Source organism: Micromonospora reichwaldensis (genome assembly GCF_031845925.1).
GTDB classification, from domain to species: domain Bacteria; phylum Actinomycetota; class Actinomycetes; order Mycobacteriales; family Micromonosporaceae; genus Micromonospora; species Micromonospora reichwaldensis.
This window is the reverse complement of the sequence record NZ_JAVRFL010000001.1, coordinates 193,604-209,278: the sequence shown is the minus strand read 5'-3', so window position 1 is coordinate 209,278 and position 15,675 is coordinate 193,604. Positions and strand designations below refer to the sequence as shown.

At 73.0% G+C, this 15,675-nt stretch carries 14 protein-coding genes; 3 read left to right on the top strand and 11 right to left on the bottom strand.

The genetic code is table 11. The features are described 5' to 3' along the window. Positions 1–5: 5 nt before the first annotated feature. Complete coding sequence (locus RM555_RS00990) at positions 6–671, top strand: GNAT family N-acetyltransferase (protein WP_311409962.1); 666 nt, start codon at positions 6–8, stop codon at positions 669–671. 58 nt (positions 672–729) lie between these two features. On the opposite strand, the gene RM555_RS00985 is transcribed toward RM555_RS00990, so the two are convergent. From RM555_RS00985 to murJ, 7 genes are all read right to left on the bottom strand, one after another. After that, positions 730–1,893, bottom strand: a complete 1,164-nt coding sequence (locus RM555_RS00985; protein WP_311409961.1) for an N-acetylmuramoyl-L-alanine amidase — start codon at positions 1,891–1,893, stop codon at positions 730–732. 150 nt (positions 1,894–2,043) lie between these two features. Then, a complete protein-coding gene (gene trxA, locus RM555_RS00980; protein WP_132235478.1) occupies positions 2,044–2,367 on the bottom strand; it encodes a thioredoxin in 324 nt (107 codons plus the stop codon). A 32-nt stretch (positions 2,368–2,399) separates the two neighbouring features. Further along, positions 2,400–3,353 (bottom strand): thioredoxin-disulfide reductase, encoded by a 954-nt coding sequence (gene trxB / locus RM555_RS00975; protein WP_151452746.1) that lies wholly within the window; start codon positions 3,351–3,353, stop codon positions 2,400–2,402. Positions 3,354–3,530: 177 nt separating this feature from the next. Continuing rightward, positions 3,531–4,667, bottom strand: a complete 1,137-nt coding sequence (locus tag RM555_RS00970; RefSeq protein ID WP_311409960.1) for a hypothetical protein — start codon at positions 4,665–4,667, stop codon at positions 3,531–3,533. Beyond that, on the bottom strand, positions 4,664–5,449 hold the full coding sequence (gene sigM / locus RM555_RS00965; protein WP_396888650.1) for an RNA polymerase sigma factor SigM: 786 nt from the start codon (positions 5,447–5,449) through the stop codon (positions 4,664–4,666). The genes RM555_RS00970 and sigM overlap by 4 nt, the downstream gene beginning before the upstream one ends. 43 nt (positions 5,450–5,492) lie before the next feature. Beyond that, positions 5,493–7,097: a protein kinase family protein gene (locus RM555_RS00960; RefSeq protein ID WP_311409958.1), complete on the bottom strand. Its 1,605-nt coding sequence runs from the start codon at positions 7,095–7,097 to the stop codon at positions 5,493–5,495. A 461-nt stretch (positions 7,098–7,558) separates the two neighbouring features. Further along, complete coding sequence (gene murJ, locus RM555_RS00955; protein WP_311409957.1) at positions 7,559–9,310, bottom strand: murein biosynthesis integral membrane protein MurJ; 1,752 nt, start codon at positions 9,308–9,310, stop codon at positions 7,559–7,561. A 134-nt stretch (positions 9,311–9,444) separates the two neighbouring features. Between murJ and RM555_RS00950 the strand changes: the two genes are divergently transcribed. Further along, positions 9,445–10,905 carry a CCA tRNA nucleotidyltransferase gene (locus RM555_RS00950; RefSeq protein ID WP_311409956.1) on the top strand — a complete coding sequence of 487 codons (1,461 nt, stop codon included), beginning with the start codon at positions 9,445–9,447 and terminating at the stop codon, positions 10,903–10,905. Between the two features lie 143 nt (positions 10,906–11,048). Here RM555_RS00950 and RM555_RS00945 read toward each other — a convergent pair whose 3' ends face one another. Both RM555_RS00945 and RM555_RS00940 read right to left on the bottom strand, forming a co-directional pair. Further along, positions 11,049–12,566 carry a flotillin family protein gene (locus RM555_RS00945; RefSeq protein WP_101413437.1) on the bottom strand — a complete coding sequence of 506 codons (1,518 nt, stop codon included), beginning with the start codon at positions 12,564–12,566 and terminating at the stop codon, positions 11,049–11,051. Positions 12,567–12,595: 29 nt separating this feature from the next. Next, on the bottom strand, positions 12,596–13,117 hold the full coding sequence (locus RM555_RS00940) for a hypothetical protein (RefSeq protein ID WP_225852283.1): 522 nt from the start codon (positions 13,115–13,117) through the stop codon (positions 12,596–12,598). A gap of 80 nt (positions 13,118–13,197) precedes the next feature. Here RM555_RS00940 and RM555_RS00935 point away from each other — a divergent pair, with 80 nt between their 5' ends. Next, entirely contained in the window at positions 13,198–13,677 is a 480-nt protein-coding gene (locus RM555_RS00935; RefSeq protein WP_311409955.1) for a methylated-DNA--[protein]-cysteine S-methyltransferase, read from the top strand. A gap of 36 nt (positions 13,678–13,713) precedes the next feature. Here the strand turns inward: RM555_RS00935 and RM555_RS00930 are convergent, their stop codons facing one another. Together RM555_RS00930 and RM555_RS00925 are read right to left on the bottom strand one after the other, a co-directional pair. Next, positions 13,714–14,430 (bottom strand): hypothetical protein, encoded by a 717-nt coding sequence (locus RM555_RS00930; protein WP_311409954.1) that lies wholly within the window; start codon positions 14,428–14,430, stop codon positions 13,714–13,716. 144 nt (positions 14,431–14,574) lie between these two features. After that, positions 14,575–15,654, bottom strand: coding sequence for an inositol-3-phosphate synthase (locus RM555_RS00925; protein WP_089002814.1), 1,080 nt, complete (start codon positions 15,652–15,654; stop codon positions 14,575–14,577). Between the last annotated feature and the right edge of the window lie 21 nt (positions 15,655–15,675).

Sequence of the window (15,675 nt, the reverse complement as noted above, 5' to 3'; positions counted from 1 at the left end):
CACCAATGTCGCGACGTCTGGTCAGCTTGACCCTCGACACCCTGGAGGACCTGCCCCGCCCGTGCCGGCAGTGCGTCTACTGGGAGCTTGATCCGGTCTCGGCGGACCGGGCCTGTGCCGCGGGCGACCCGGGGCTGGAGAAGGAGGCCTGGGTCTCGCAGACGCTGCTGGAGTGGGGCTCCTGCGGCAAGCTCGTCTACGTCGACGGCATGCCGGCCGGCTACGTCCTGTACGCCCCGCCGGCCTACGTGCCCCGCTCGATGGCCTTCCCCACCTCCCCGGTCTCCGCCGACGCCGCGCTGCTGATGACGGCCAACGTGGTGCCCGCCTTCGCCGGCGGCGGGCTGGGCCGGATGCTGGTCCAGGGCGTCGCCCGGGACCTCACCAAGCGCGGCATCAAGGCGATCGAGGCCTTCGGCGACGCCAAGTTCGGCGACGCGGCCGACCCCGCCGGCGCCTGCGTCGCCCCGGCCGACTTCTTCCTCTCCGTGGGCTTCAAGACGGTCCGCCCACATCCGCGCTTCCCCCGCCTGCGGCTGGAGTTGCGTACCGCGTTGAGCTGGAAGTCCGACGTCGAGTACGCGCTGGAGAAGCTGCTCGGCTCGATGAGCCCCGAGACGCTGCTCCGCCCGGTCCGTCCGGCCCCGGCCACCCGCTCGACCGCCGGCTGATCCCACGCCGGCGCGCCCGGCCCCGTCGGCGGATCCCGGTCGGGAGCCGGCAGGCGGCTCAGTCGACGACCGTGCCGGCGGCCACCACCGCCCGCAGTGCGCTCACGTCGATCGAGCCGGTGGGGACGTCGCGCTCGACGGGGAAGTACATGCGCTGCACGGCGGCGACCACGGCCTCCACCACCCTGTCCCGGAACCGGGGGTCGACCAGTCGGGACCGGTCGGTGGGCGAGGTGAGGTAGCCGACCTCGACGCGTACGGCCGGCATCCGGGTCAGCCGGAGCAGGTCCCACGCCTTCGCGTGCGTACGGCAGTCGCGCAGCCCGGTGCGCGCGACGATCTCCCGCTGCACCAGCCCGGCCAGCCGCTCCCCGGTCGCCGAGGTCACCCCGTTGTCGGTGCCGTAGTGGTAGGTCGCCACCCCCTCGGCCGCCGGGTTGGCGTGCTCGTCGACGTGCAGCGAGATGAACACGTCGGCGCCGAGCGAGTTGGCCAGCTCCGCCCGGTCGACGTCCGGCAGGCAGTCCTCCTGGGCCGGCCCACGGGTGAGCTGCACCCGGACACCGGCGGCGGCGAGCCTGCCCTCCAACCGGCTGGCCAGGTCGTACACGAGATCCGCCTCGGTCCACCGCAGCGACCCGTCCGGCACCACCACGCCCGGGTCGGTGCCCCCGTGCCCGGGATCGATGACGACGGTCCGGCCCACCAGCGTCGGGCCGGACTGCCGGATGGCGTCGGACTCGCGCAGCCACTGCGGTCGCCCGCCGACGACCTTGCGACCGAGCCGGCGCAGCGCGTTCATGGTGTGCGGACCGCACGAGCCGTCGGGCGTCAGCCCGACCTCGCGCTGGAACTGGGCGACCGCCCGGGAGGTCCGTACGCCGTAGATGGCGTCCGCGCGCCCGACGTCGTACCCCATCTCCAGCAGCCGCTCCTGGAGCGAGCGGACGTCCTCGCCGGTGAGCGGCTCCGGAACCGCGTGGTAGAGCGTGCGGGCGCCCAGCCGCCAGCGGGCGGCGTCCAGGGCCCGCCAGGTCTCCGCACCGACCCGGCCGTCCACGCTGAGCCCACGCGACTGCTGGAAGGCCCGCACGGCCCGTTCGGTGTGCGTGTCGAACTCGTCGACGCCCGGTGCCGTCGGGACGAGCAGGTCGAGGCCGGTCAGCACCGTACGGATCTCGGTGACCGCGGGTCCACGGTCACCGGGTCGGATCGGACGCACGCACGACCCCCTCTGCACGGACGGTTGCTGGCCGGGCGGCCCCCGCTTGAGGTTATGCGTTCCGGGGCCTCCGGGTGCCCCGCGTCGGGAAAAACGCGTCGACCCCGTGCCCGGCGGACCGGGTACGGGGTCGACGCGCGTCGGTGCTGCTCAGAGCGCCGATTCGATGAGCCTGACGAGCTCGCCCTTCGGCTTGGCGCCGGCGATCGACTGCACCGGCTCGCCGTTCTTGAAGACGGTGAGGGTGGGGACCGACATCACCCGGTAGGCGCGGGCGGTCTCCGGGTTCTCGTCGATGTTGAGCTTGACGATGGTGACCTGGTCGCCCATCTCGCCGGCGATCTCCTCCAGCAGCGGCGACACCTTGCGGCACGGGCCGCACCACTCGGCCCAGAAGTCCACCAGAACCGGCTTGTCGGACTTCAGCACGTCGGCGGCGAAACTCGCGTCGGTGACCGACTTCGTTGCTCCCACTATGACCCTCCTCCGGGATGTGTTTCGGTTGTTCAGCCCTGCAGCGTGGCGATGAAGCGCTCGGCGTCCAGCGCGGCGGCGCAGCCGGTGCCCGCGGCGGTGATCGCCTGCCGGTAGGTGTGGTCCACCAGGTCGCCGGCGGCGAAGACGCCGGGCACGCTGGTCCGGGTGCTGGGCGCCTGGACCTTCACGTAGCCCTCGTCGTCGAGCTCCACCTGCCCGCGGAAGAGCTCGCTGCGGGGGTCGTGACCGATGGCCACGAAGACGCCGGTGACGTCGAGGACCTTGGACTCGCCGGTGTGCGTGTTGCGTACCCGCACCCCGGAGACCTTGCCGTCGTCGCCGAGGATCTCCTCGACCGTGGTGTTCCACTCGACCTTGATCTTGTCGTTGCTCAGTGCCCGCTCGGCCATGATCTTGCTGGCCCGGAAGGAGTCCCGGCGGTGGATGATGGTGACCGAGTCGGCGAACCGGGTGAGGAAGCTGGCCTCCTCCATCGCCGAGTCACCGCCGCCCACGACCACGATGTGCTGGTTGCGGAAGAAGAAGCCGTCACAGGTCGCGCAGGACGAGACGCCGTGGCCCAGGTACTCCTGCTCGCCGGGCACGCCGAGCGGACGCCACGCGGAGCCGGTGGAGAGGATGACGGCCCTGGCCCGGTACGCGGTCTGGCCCACCCAGACGGTGCTGACGGCGTCGGAACCCACGCTGCCGGTGTCCTTCAGCTCGACCCGCGTCACGTCGTCGGTGAGGAACTCCGCGCCGAACCGCTCGGCCTGCTTGCGCATGTTGTCCATCAGCTCGGGGCCGAGGATGCCGTCGGCGAAACCGGGGAAGTTCTCCACCTCGGTGGTGGTCATCAGCGCCCCGCCGGACTGCACGCCCTCGATGATGAGCGGCTTGAGGTTGGCGCGCGCCGCGTAGACCGCCGCCGTGTAACCGGCTGGCCCGGAGCCGATGATGATCAGGTTGCGGACCTCGTCCACTGCCGTCTCCCGATTGTGTTGTTCGCCATCGGCGCGCACCGATGCCGATCCGATGCCGACGCCGCTCGGTGCCGGCACTTCGATGTGCAGAACGTCATCGTACGAACCGGGGATTCCCGAGCCGGTCATCCGGTGGGTCAGGTCACGTGGACGGCCAAACGGCCGGTGACCGCGAATTCACCCTACCCGCGTGCGGTAGCGGCTGTCCGAGCCGGACCCGGGCACACCGCATTCCGGCCCGCTCGCCCAGGCCCAGTGCGCTCCCGTGGCGTCGGTGAAGCGCACGATCAGCGCCGGGCGACCCTGGAACCGGGCGTAGTCGACCACGTCGACCACCAGCGGACCGTTGCCGTGCTCGGCCTTGATCTCGCCGATGCAGGCGCCCAGCGCGGCGGGGTCGGTGAGCCGGTCGAGCCCGGTGACGGAGCTGGGCAGCCGCCCGCCCTCCGCCTGGACGCCGGGCTGCTCCCCGGGCGGGCCGCCGGTGAACTGCTGTGCCTTCGGCGACGACGGAAGGGCGGCCAGGGACTCCGGCGTGTAGTCCGTTCCGCTGCGCACCGACGGCTCGCCGGCGATCCGGAAGGGCGTGGCGGCGGGAGCGGCGTCCTCACGGTTCGTCGTCGCGGGCAACGCCGTGTCCGCGGCGCCGCCCGTCTGCTGGTCCCTGGTGAGCTGGTCGACGCCGAGCCCGACCGCCGCGATCGACACGGCGGCCAGCGCGACCGGCCCGGCCAGCCGGGACCAGCGGCGCCGTCGTCGCCCGGGCCCGGTGGCCCCGCCGCGGCCCGGCTCCGACCGGGGTACGCCGGCAGGACGTCTCCCGGACCCGCCGATCGGCTGTGCCGGCACCGCCCCGATGCCCGTTCTGACCGTTGGTTGGCCTTCCGCCGGCCGTTCCTCGGCGGACGTCACGTCGTCCCCCGCCCCCCAGCCGCCCGGCTCGCCCCGACCCGGACCGGCGGAGTCCGCGGTGGCGGGGTCGGACGCGGTGCCGAGGTCGGACGCGGTGCCGAGGTCGGACGCGATGCCTAGGTCGGACGCGATGCCTAGGTCGGACGCCGTGGCGTGGGCCAGGGCGGCAACGATCCGGTCGGTGACGTCGGCCGGCATCTCGGGGACGGACGCGCCCCAGGTGGCCAGGTCCGCGTGGACGTCCGCCACGGCCGGGGCCAGCAGCGCGTACGCCTGCGCCCAGTCGGGGTCCTCGTCGACCAGTCGGGCGACGAGTTCCTCGTCCGGGGTGCCGTCCAGCGCCCCGCCGAGGTAGTCGGCGAGCAGGTCGTGGTCGACCTCCCTGTACCCCCCGGCAGTCACGCGTCCTCCTGGTGGAGATCCCGCCGGGACCGTCCCGACCCCGATCGGACGCCCTCGGGCGACCGCGGGTTCCCTCGGGTGACGGCCGGCACGTTCGGGCCCGTCGCCGGGGCCGGCTCCGCCCGCTGCGGGGTGGCCTGCGGATCCGTTTTCTTCCTGGCGGGGCGCAGATGCCCGAGCTGTGTCGCCAGGCGGGCCCGGCCCCGGGCGCACCGGCTCTTGACCGTCCCCTCGGCCACGTCGAGGATCCGGGCCACCTCGGCCACGGGGTAGCCCTGCACGTCGACCAGGATCAGCGCCGCCCGCTGCTCGGCCGGCAGCTCGGCGAGCGCCTGCCGGACCACGAGCGCCGTGTCGTGGTCCTGCACGGGTGCCGCCGGCTCGACGCCCCCGGTGCCGGATTCGGTGTCCCGTACCCCGTCCGGCAGCGGCACCGTCGGGTGCGCCTGGCGGCGGCGGATCCGGTCCAGGCAGGCGTTCACCACGATCCGGTGCAGCCATGTGGTGACCGCCGAGTCGCCCCGGAACCGCCCGGCGGCGCGGTGGGCGGACAGCATGGCGTCCTGGAGGGCGTCTGCGGCCTCCTCGCGGTCGCCGAGCGTGCGCAGGGCCACCGCCCAGAGCCGGTCCCGGTGCCGGTGAAAGAGCTCGGCGAAGGCGTGCGGGTCGCCGGCCACGTGGGCGTGCAGGAGATCGAGGTCCGCCGGCCCGGACGGCGGCACCGACGACGAGACCGGCGGACCCGCCGGCCCACCGGTCACCCGTTCCCCGCGTACGCCCATCACCACGTCCGGCGGATGCGGTGCCCGGAGCGCGGTGGCCGCCTCACGACCCCTGGACCGTGATCTCCTGGACGCCGAGCTTGTAGCCGCCGTCGCTCGACGGCAGCTCGGTGATCCAGAACAGCAGGTAGCGGTACTTCTGGTCGGCGTTGAAGCCGTTGAAGGTCATCTTGGTGCCCCCGTGCTCCTCGAACGGCTGCCCGATCGCGGTCTTCTTGTAGTCCGCGAAGAGCTGGGCGTCACCGGAGGACGACGACGGCCGGTTGGTGGTGCCGGCGTAGAGCTGGGCGGAGGCGCCCTGGGCGGACAGGAGCACCTGCACGGACTTGACCGTGTGCTCGCCGCCGAGGTCGATCCAGACGCCCATGCCCTTCTTGAGGTTGCCGAAGTTGGCGCGGCCCCGGTAGGTCTGGGTCTCCCAGCCCTCGTCCTCGTCCCCGTCGTGCACCTTGTCGGCGTTGCGGACCTCGGTCCGGTCGCCCTCCGGGTCGATGATCCGGGCAGTGCTGATCTTCAGCGGCCCGACCGTGATGGCGGCCGGGGTGGCGTCGCCGGCGGGCGCGTTCGACGAGGGCGCGGCGACCGGGTTGGTCTGCGGGTCGTCGTCACCGCCGCCGAGGGCGGTGATGCCGATCAGCAGGCCGACGAGGGCGACCGCCAGCAGGCTGGCGATGCCGATCGCGACCTTGCGCCCACCGGCGGCGGCGAGCGGCGACGGCTCCTCGCCGGTGTCGGCCGCGAAGCGCAGCGGGCCGGCGTTGTCGAGGAACTGCTCGTCGGCCGGCACGTCCAGCCGGGCCAGCTCGGCCGCGAGCACGTCCGACGAGGGCGGCTCGATCTCGGCGTCCAGCAGGTCCATGGTGAGGTCGTCGAGGTATGCCGGCACGCCCGCCCGCACCTGCCGGGGGGCGGCGATCGCGCCGGCCGCGTCGCGTACGGCGTCGGGGATGGCGGCCCGGCCGTGGCCGGCGGTGGCGCCACGCAGCGGGGCCTCGGCGTGCGGCCAGTGCCCGGTCAGGGCGAAGTAGAGGACCCCGCCGATCGCGCGGACGTCGCTCTGCTGGCTGTCGGCGCCGTCGGTGCGCGCGTCGGCCAGCACCACCCGGCCGTCGTCACTGATCATCACCGTGCCGGGGTGGACGTTGCCGTGCACCATGCCGGTGGCGTGCACGGCGGCGAGGGCGCTGGCGACCGCGTTGCCGATGGTGGTGGCGCGCGCCGGGTCCAGCGGCCCGTCGGTGACCAGCTCGCGCAGCGACTGCCCGTCGACCCACTCCCGCACCACGTACGCCCGCTCGGCCTCGTCGATCGCGTCGTAGACGCCGACCAGGTTGGGGTGGATGACGCGGCTGGCCGCGACGGCGCCCTGGAGCATCTCGGTGGCCGAGTCGCCACCCGGGTAGCGCAGCACGACCGCGACGGGACGGCGCAGGATGACGTCGACCCCGCGCCAGACCAGCCGGCCCGCGCTGTCGTTGTTGATGTGCTCGACCAGCTCGTAACGCTCGGCGAGGATCTCACCGGCCGTGGGAGCACCGAAGGTCATGACCTGAGGAGCGCTCTCCTCCGCCTCCTGACCTTCGCCGACCTGGGTCACCCGTCCTCCCTCGGTGATCGTGTCGATCGATGGACCCGCGCTGCTGGGCATGTGGCTTCCCGCTCTGCCTTCGAAGGAACCGGCCGACCGGTGTCGACGCGGAGCGCCGGCGCCTGCCGTACCCGTCGAGAGCGACCTTACCCGGGTTGGCCGTCTCCCCGACATGTCATCTTCGCGCCGCTCCCGGGCCGAGCTGCCGGCAGGCGGCCGACTTGTCCGGTTGCTCCCGTTGTCAGCCACGTTGCTGGCACATGTACTGGCCAATCTAGAGGTTGGCCGCAAGCACCCGCAGGGAGGGGGCCGGCCGATTCGGCGATCGCGCCGACGCAGCCGGGTTCCCCCCGACCGGACCACCATGCTCAGCCGTACGGCTGGTTATCCACAGGCCCTTTCGGTGCCTGAGCGGCGAATCACGGAGTTATCCACAGGCGCATCCCCAGGCTGGTGATCCTCGTTCACAGAGAGTGCAGTCCGCCCGCAGCGTGTCGCCCGCCCCGAGAGACGGGTTTCGGTCAGCGGCCCAGCCGGCGGCGGACCATGCCCACGACCTCGGTGATCTCGCCGATCCGCAGGACCATGGCCAGCCCGAGGTACGTCCCGCCGATCACCGCGCCACCGACCACGAGCTGGACGACGGCCTCCAGGCGGCTCGGCGTGTCGTCGCCGGGCAGCAGCTTGACCACGATCAGGCCGACCACCGCCGCGCCGAGCGCCGCGACCGCGACCCGCGCGCCGGTGCGCATGATCTCGCCGAGGCCGATCCGACCCACCCGGGGACGTAGCAGCCAGGCGGAGGCGATCGCGGCGGCCAGGTAGGAGACGGCGTTGCCGATCATCATGCCGGCGCCGGCGAAGCTTGCCGAGAAGACCGCGAAGAGCACGATCTGCACCCCGATGCGCAGCGCCACCACCGGGATGTTGATCAGCGCCGGGGTGCGGGTGTCCGGCAGGGCGTAGAAGGCGAACGTGAAGAGCTGGCTGACCGCGAACGGCACCAGGGCGAGCGCGGCGGCCAGCAGCACCACGGAAGTGGCGGTGGCGTTGCCCTCGTCGAAGGCGCCCCAGCGGAACAGGGTGAACGAGATCGGGGAGGCGAGCACGGCGTAGCAGACCGCGATCGGGGCGAGCACCGCGGTGACCGTCCGGGTGCCCCGGGACAGGTCGGCGGCCACGTCCGCGTACCGGCCGTCGGCGGCTGCGGCGCTCATCCGGGGCATCAGCGCGGTGATGATCGAGACGGCGATGATGCCGTGCGCCGTCATCAGCAGCAGGAAGACGTTGTTGTAGATCAGCGGGCCGGCGGCGTTCTCCCTGCCCGCCCGGTTCAGCAGGTTGAACAGCACGATCAGGCCGATCTGGCTGACCGCGACGTAGCAGAACATCCACGCCCCGAGCCGGCCCAGCTCGCGCAGGCCCAGCTCGCGGAAGTCGAAGCGCAGCTTCCAGCGGAAGCCCACCTTGCGCAGCGCCGGCAGCAGGCCGGCGGCCTGGATGGCGACGCCGAGCAGGGTGCCGCCGCCGATCAGCAGGATCCGCCCCGTCGTCATCTCGTCCGGCTTGATGATGTCCGCGCCGAAGATCGCGATGTAGAGGCCGGCGGTGGCGATCACCACCAGGTTGTTCAGGATCGGCGCCCACATGGGGGCGGCGAAGTGACCCCGGGTGTTGAGTACCGCGCTGATCAGCGCGCTGAGGCCGGAGAAGAAGATCATCGGTAGCATCAGGCGGGCCAGCGCCGTGACCAGGCCCGAATAGCCGTCGGTCGACTCGCCGCTGCCGTAGAGCCAGGTCAGCGTCGAGGCGAACAGGACCGCGAGCAGGGCGGCCACGCCGAGGGCGAGGACCGCCAGGGTGAGCAGCCGCTGGGCGTACGCCTGGCCGCCGTCCGCGTCCGACTTGCGCCGCCGTACCAGCACCGGGATCAGCACGCTGGTGAGCACGCCGCCGAGCAGGAACTCGTAGACCATCCCGGGCAGGATCTGCGCGGTGGTGTACGCGTCACCGACCAGCGCGCCGCCGAGCGCCGCCGCGATCACCAGGTTGCGCAGGAAGCCCGTACCGCGGCTGACCAGGCTGCCCATGGCCATCACCGCGCTGTTGGCCGCGGCGCTGGCCTCGGCAACCTGCTCCTGCGGCGGCGCCGTCGACTCCATGGCCGGCTGGTTGAGCGGCTCGGCGGAGATGAACGTGGCGCCGTCCGACGGCCGGCCGGGCGCGGCGCCGCCCTGGGCGGCGTTCGCGCTGCGGTAGAGACCGCCGCTCATCTTGTCGCCTCCAAGGCAGAGAGGTACGTCGGAGCCGGGGCACGGCCCGCACGTCACAGACGATAGTCAACGGCCACCCGTTACCCGCGCCCGGCGGACCGCATCCGCGTCGGGACCGATAGTCTGGCGCTCCCATGTCCGAAGCCTCCGCTCCCCACGCCGCCGACCGCCGCGAACTCACCGCCGCGCAGCGCAACGCCGTCGCCGAACTGCTCCGGGTCTCCCCGGTCGCCGACGAGTTGGGCCGCCGGTTCGCGCGGGCCGGCCACGAGCTGCACCTGGTGGGCGGTTCGGTACGCGATGCCCTGCTCGGCCGCCTCGGCGACGACCTCGACTTCTGCACCGACGCGCACCCCGACGAGACCCTGCGCATCGTGCGCGGCTGGGCCGAGTCGATCTGGGAGACCGGCCGGGAGTTCGGCACCATCGGGTGCCAGCGCGACGGGCTGCGGCTGGAGATCACCACCTTCCGCGCCGAGTCCTACGACCAGGTCAGCCGCAACCCGGTCGTCGAGTACGGCACCGACCTCGCCGAGGACCTGCGGCGGCGCGACTTCACCATCAACGCGATGGCGGTCAGCCTGCCCGAGCACCGGTTCACCGACCCGCACGGCGGGCTGGACGACCTGGCCGCCAAGGTGATCCGCACGCCGGGCACCCCGGCGGAGTCGTTCGGCGACGACCCGTTGCGGATGCTGCGCGCGGCCCGCTTCGCCGCGCAGCTGCGCTTCGCGGTGCACCCCGACGCGTACGCGGCGATGACCCGGATGGCCGGCGACCTGGACCGGATCACGGCCGAACGGATCCGCGACGAGTTCACCAAGCTGCTCTGCGGCGCGGACCCGATCACCGGGCTGCGGCTGCTGGTCGACACCGGGCTCGCCGAGCGCTTCCTGCCGGAGCTGACCGGGCTCAAGCTGGAGATCGACGAGCACGCCCAGCACAAGGACGTCTACGAGCACACCCTGACCGTGGTGAGCAACGCCGTCTCGTACGAGACCGAGGGGCCGGACTTCGTCCTGCGGATGGCCGCGCTGATGCACGACGTCGGTAAGCCGGCGACGAAGGCGGTGGGCTCGGACGGCCGGGTCAGCTTCCACCACCACGAGGTGGTCGGCGCCCGGCTCACCAAGGCCCGGCTGAAGGCGCTGCGCTACCCGAAGGAGATCACGGCCAAGGTGACCGCGCTGGTGGCGCTGCACCTGCGCTTCTACGGCTACGGGCGGGGCGAGTGGACCGACTCGGCGGTGCGCCGCTACGTCGCCGACGCCGGTGACCTGCTGCCGCGGCTGCACAAGCTGACCCGGTCGGACTGCACCACCCGCAACCGCCGCAAGGCGGCCCAGCTCGCCGCCGACTACGACGCGTTGGAGGAGCGGATCGCCCGGATCGCCGCCGAGGAGGACCTGGCGCGCGTCCGGCCCGACCTGGACGGCAACGCCATCATGGAGCTGCTGGGCGTACCGCCGGGACCCGTCGTCGGACAGGCCTGGAAGCACCTCAAGGAGCTGCGCCTGGAGCGCGGCCCGCTGGACCGCGACGAGGCCGAGGCGGAGCTGCTGCGCTGGGCCCGCGACGAGGGCATCGTCGAGTAGCCCGGTCAGGGCGCCACGGACCTGTCGGCCTTGAGGGAGCCGGTCCGACGCGGGCCGCGCCCGCACGACACGAGAAGGGCGCCGCCCCCGGCCGGGGACGGCGCCCTGTCGCACTCAGCGGATCCGACCGCTGCCGGGTCGCGTCAGCGGGTCTCGACCGCCGTGCCGTCGACGGGCGGCTTGCCGTTGCCGGTGGTCGCCGCCGCCGAGCCGAGCTTCCCCAGCAGGCCGGCCAGGTCGATGCCGGTCAGGTCGCTGCCGAGCTGGAGCCCCTGGGCCACGTTGCCCGCCACCGACTTGGTCAGCGACGAGGCGCCGTCGGTGGAGATGACGGTCATCTTGTCGATCGCGCCGATCGGGGCGCTGGCCGCCTCGACCACCTGCGGCAGCACCTTGACCAGCAGGTCCAGCACGGCGGCTTCGCCGTACGCCGCGAAGGCCTCGGCCTTGCGGGCCATCGCGTCGGCCTCGGCCTGCCCCTTGGCCAGGATGGCCGCGGCCTCGGCCGCACCCTCCCGCTCGACCGCCTCGGCGATGGCGGAGCGGCGGCGCTGCTCGGCTTCACCCTCCTTGGCGCCTTCGATGGCGTTGGCCTCGGCCAGCGCGGCCCGTCGGGCCCGCTCGCCCTCACCGGTGAGCCGGGCCTGCTCGGCGGCGGCCTGGGCGGCGGCGATGACGGCCTGGCGCTGCGCGTCGGCGTTCAGCACGGCCGCGTTGCGGGACGCCTCGGCCTCCTGCTCCACCTTGTACCGGGCGGCGTCGGCCGGCTTGCGCACCTCGGTGTCGAGCTGACGCTGCTTGAGTTCGGCGTTGCGCTCGGCGACCTTCTGCTGCTCGGAGAGGATCGCCTGGTCCCGCTCGGCCTGGGCCAGCGGCCCGGCGGCGGCGGACTTCGCCTTGGCCGCGTCGATCTCCGCCTGGATGGCGGCCTGCTTGAGCGACAGGTTCCGGTTGGCCTCGGCGATGGCCTCCTCGGCGAGCAGCCGCTCCTGCTCGGCCTGCTGCCGGGCCCGCGCCTCGGCGATGGCCGCGTCCTTGAGCACCCGGGCGGCCTCCGGCCGGCCCAGGTCCTGGAGGTAGGAGCCTTCGGCCAGGATGTCCTGGAGCTGGAAGGTGTCCAGCACCAGGCCCTGGTTGGTCATCGAGTGCTCGGCCTCCTCGGCGACCGCGCTGGCGAACGCCGCCCGGTCCCGGATGACCTCCTCGACGGTGAGCCGGCCGACGATCGAGCGCAGCGCGCCGGCCAGCACCTCCCGGGTGAAGTCCTCGATCTCGTCCTGCTGGTGCAGGAAGCGCTGCGCGGCGGCGCGGATGGCGTCCTCGGTGCCGCCGACCTTGACGATCGCGACGCCGTGCAGGTCGGCGCGGATGCCCTGCTTGCTGACCGCGCCCTTGATGCCGACGTCGATCCGCCGGCTGGACAGGTCGAGCGACTGGAGCTTCTGCACCACGGGCAGGACGAAGACGGACGCGCCGAGCACGACCTTCTGCCCGGAGTTGTCGGTCGACCGGCCACCGTCGGCGGTCTGCGTGGTGCGGCCCTTGCGGCCGGTGACGATGAAGGCCTCGTTCGGCCCGGCCACCTTGATGCGGGAGAGCACGAAGAGCACGAGGACGAGGACGAGGAGGACCGCGCCGCCGATGGCGATGAGAAGGGGCATGTGACCGTCCTGTTTTCTATGAGGGGGGTTCAGTAGGTCTCGACGTGCACGCTGGTCTCGCTGAGCGCCTCGACCACGAAGATCTGGGCGCCGACCGGGATCGGTCGGTCGGCGCGGGCGTTGAGCTTGACCGGCTGGCCGGCCACCCGGACCCGGACCTCGCCGTAGCCGTCGGCGGGCACGGGGGTGACCACCAGGCCGAGCGCGCCGACCAGGTGGTGGCGGGTGGGGGTGGGGTCGGTGCGCATGTCGCGGGCCGCCCGGCTCAGCCGGGCCGCGGCCCAGGCCGTGGGCACGGCCGCGACGACGCCGCCGGCCAGGGCCACGGCGATCATGCCGGGCGTACGCCCACCGACCAGCTCGTTGACGATCGCGGCGCCGAAGCCGAGCGCTCCGGTGAACCCGGCGACCGCTTCCACCGACACCGGACCGTCGAAGTCCGGGTTGCCGAAGTGGAGCAGCTCGCCGCCGAGCAGGGCGAGCGCCAGCACCGCGACGCCCGCGCCGCCGATGATGAGGAAGATCAGCGTCCCCGTGGCCACGGCCTGCACGGTATCGGTGCCCCGCAACGTCGGTCGGGACGCCGGTGGCTCAGCGAGGCCCTGTCGGGTACCGGGGGGACAATGGGGGGATGCGCTGGACCGTGCTCGACTCCCCGATCGGCGAGTTCTCCGTCGCCACCGACGGCGCCCACGTGTGCCGGGCCCACTTTGGCCGGGCCGACGGAGCGACCGAGGAGCCGGGCGACGAGGCGGCCCGACAGGCGCTGGCGGAGCTGCGGGCGTACTTCGCGGGCGAGCTGACCGGCTTCGCGGTGCCGCTGGCCGCGCCGGGCGGGTCCGACTTCGAACGGGGCGTCTGGCGGGAGATGACCCGCATCCCGTACGGGGAGACGCTCACCTACGGCGAGGTGGCCCGCCGGCTCGGCGACCCGGGTGCCGCCCGCGCGGTCGGGGTGGCCTGCAACCGCAACCCGATCCCGGTGCTCGTGCCGTGCCACCGGATCGTCGGCGCCGGCGGCAAGCTGGTCGGTTTCGGCGGCGGCCTGGACCGGAAGGTGAAGCTGCTGGAGTTGGAGGCCGGGGTCGCCCTGCGCCGCGCCTGGTCCTGACGCGGCGCGACGCGGTCCCGTCCGCGCCCGCCCGGTTCAGCTCGGGGCGGGCAGACAGCCGCCGTCGGCGATGCGGGCGCCGATCTCCACCGTGACGTCGCCCGCCCGGACGCTGCCGAAGACGCACGCCCGGCCGGTCCAGCCCGCGAAGACCAGCCCGTCGACGGGGCCGAGGTCGAGCCGCCCCGGCGCCCGCACGGTGACCCCGGTCAGTCCCGTCGCCACGATCGCCCGCCGGACGGCCTCCTGCCCGGGCTGGTCCCGGCCGCCGGCGGTCAGCAGGTTGAGACTCCTGCTGAGTTTCGCCGCGCAGGCCCGGGCGCCGCTGGCCGCCTCCTCGCCGAGCGTCCCGCGCTGCCGGAAGGCGTCGTTGGCCGCCTGCTGGCGGCGGAACTCCTCCGCGCGACGCTGCTCGTCGGTCAGCGGCTGTCGGGTGCCGGGTGGACGCGACGTGGCGGCCGGGACACCGCCACCGGACGGGGCGACCTGCCCGGGGCGCGCGACCGGCGTGCCCGCCCTGACGCAGTCGGCCTCGGGCGGCGCTGCGGAGGCGGTCGGGCGGGCCGAGCCGACGCCGCCGTCCGGTGCCGTGCCGGCTGCGGTCGTGGTGCCGCCGGCCGGTGCCACGCCGCCGGCCGGCGCGGTGGTCGGGTCGGATCCCGGTGCCGCGCAGCCGACGAGGACCGGTAGGAGCACCGCGACGGCGAAGGCCCCGACGATCCGTCGCGCGCCGCCATGAGGGAGGGACGTCACGTCGGTCAGCGTAACGGTGCGTCGCCGTCCGTTCGACCCCGTGTGAGGCCGGTGGCCCGTTGCGCGTACGGCTGCGGAAGGGCCGGACGCGGCGAGGGCCGGATCCGAACGGACCCGGCCCTCGATGGTGCTGCTGTCGGCGCGTCAGCGCTCGGCGTCACCGGCGATGAACGCCTCGACGGCGGCGTGCGCGTCATGGTCGGCGTACTGCACCGGCGGGGACTTCATGAAGTACGACGAGGCCGACAGGATCGGGCCGCCGATCTTCCGGTCCAGCGCGATCTTCGCGGCGCGGACGGCGTCGATGATGACACCGGCCGAGTTCGGCGAGTCCCACACCTCGAGCTTGAGCTCGGCGTTGAGCGGGGTGTCGCCGAACGAGCGGCCCTCCAGGCGGATGTACGCCCACTTGCGGTCGTCCAGCCACGGCACGTGGTCCGACGGGCCGATGTGCACGTCGCTCTTGCTCATCTCGTGCGGGATCTGCGAGGTGACCGACTGGGTCTTCGAGATCTTCTTCGAGACCAGGCGGTTGCGCTCCAGCATGTTCATGAAGTCCATGTTGCCGCCGAAGTTGAGCTGGTACGTGCGCAGCAGCTCGACGCCCCGGTCCTCGAACAGCTTCGCCAGCGCGCGGTGCACGATGGTGGCGCCGACCTGGCTCTTGATGTCGTCGCCGACGATCGGCAGGCCCGCGTCCTCGAACTTCTTGGCCCACTCCGGGTCGGAGGCGATGAAGACCGGAAGCGCGTTGACGAACGCGCAGCCGGCGTCGATCGCGGCCTGGGCGTAGAACTTGTCGGCCTGCTCGGAGCCGACCGGCAGGTACGAGACCACGACGTCGACCTGCGCGTCGCGCAGCGCCTGGGCGACGTCGACCGGCTTGGCGTCGGACTCCTCGACGATCTCGCGGTAGTACTGGCCCAGACCGTCGAAGGTCGGACCGCGCTGCACGGTGACGCCGGTCGGCGGCACGTCGCAGAGCTTGATGGTGTTGTTCTCGCTGGCGACGATCGCCTCGGCGAGGTCCATGCCCACCTTCTTGGCGTCCACGTCGAACGCCGCGACGAACTGCACGTCCGAAACGTGGTAGTCGCCGAAGGTGACGTGCATGAGACCCGGGACGCGGTCGTTCGGGTCGGCGTTGCGGTAGTACTCCACGCCCTGTACGAGGGACGAGGCGCAGTTACCCACACCGACGATGGCGACGCGGACGGAGCCCATAGCGTCTGCCTCCTTCTTCTT

Excerpts from the sequence above, each read along its gene's own strand:
- RM555_RS00990 (WP_311409962.1), top strand. The coding sequence starts at position 6 with ATGTCGCGACGTCTGGTCAGCTTGACCCTCGACACCCTGGAGGACCTG.
- sigM (WP_396888650.1), bottom strand. The coding sequence starts at position 5,449 with ATGGGCGTACGCGGGGAACGGGTGACCGGTGGGCCGGCGGGTCCGCCG.
- RM555_RS00960 (WP_311409958.1), bottom strand. The coding sequence starts at position 7,097 with ATGCCCAGCAGCGCGGGTCCATCGATCGACACGATCACCGAGGGAGGA.
- murJ (WP_311409957.1), bottom strand. The coding sequence starts at position 9,310 with ATGAGCGGCGGTCTCTACCGCAGCGCGAACGCCGCCCAGGGCGGCGCC.
- RM555_RS00950 (WP_311409956.1), top strand. The coding sequence starts at position 9,445 with ATGTCCGAAGCCTCCGCTCCCCACGCCGCCGACCGCCGCGAACTCACC.
- RM555_RS00945 (WP_101413437.1), bottom strand. The coding sequence starts at position 12,566 with ATGCCCCTTCTCATCGCCATCGGCGGCGCGGTCCTCCTCGTCCTCGTC.
- RM555_RS00935 (WP_311409955.1), top strand. The coding sequence starts at position 13,198 with ATGCGCTGGACCGTGCTCGACTCCCCGATCGGCGAGTTCTCCGTCGCC.
- RM555_RS00925 (WP_089002814.1), bottom strand. The coding sequence starts at position 15,654 with ATGGGCTCCGTCCGCGTCGCCATCGTCGGTGTGGGTAACTGCGCCTCG.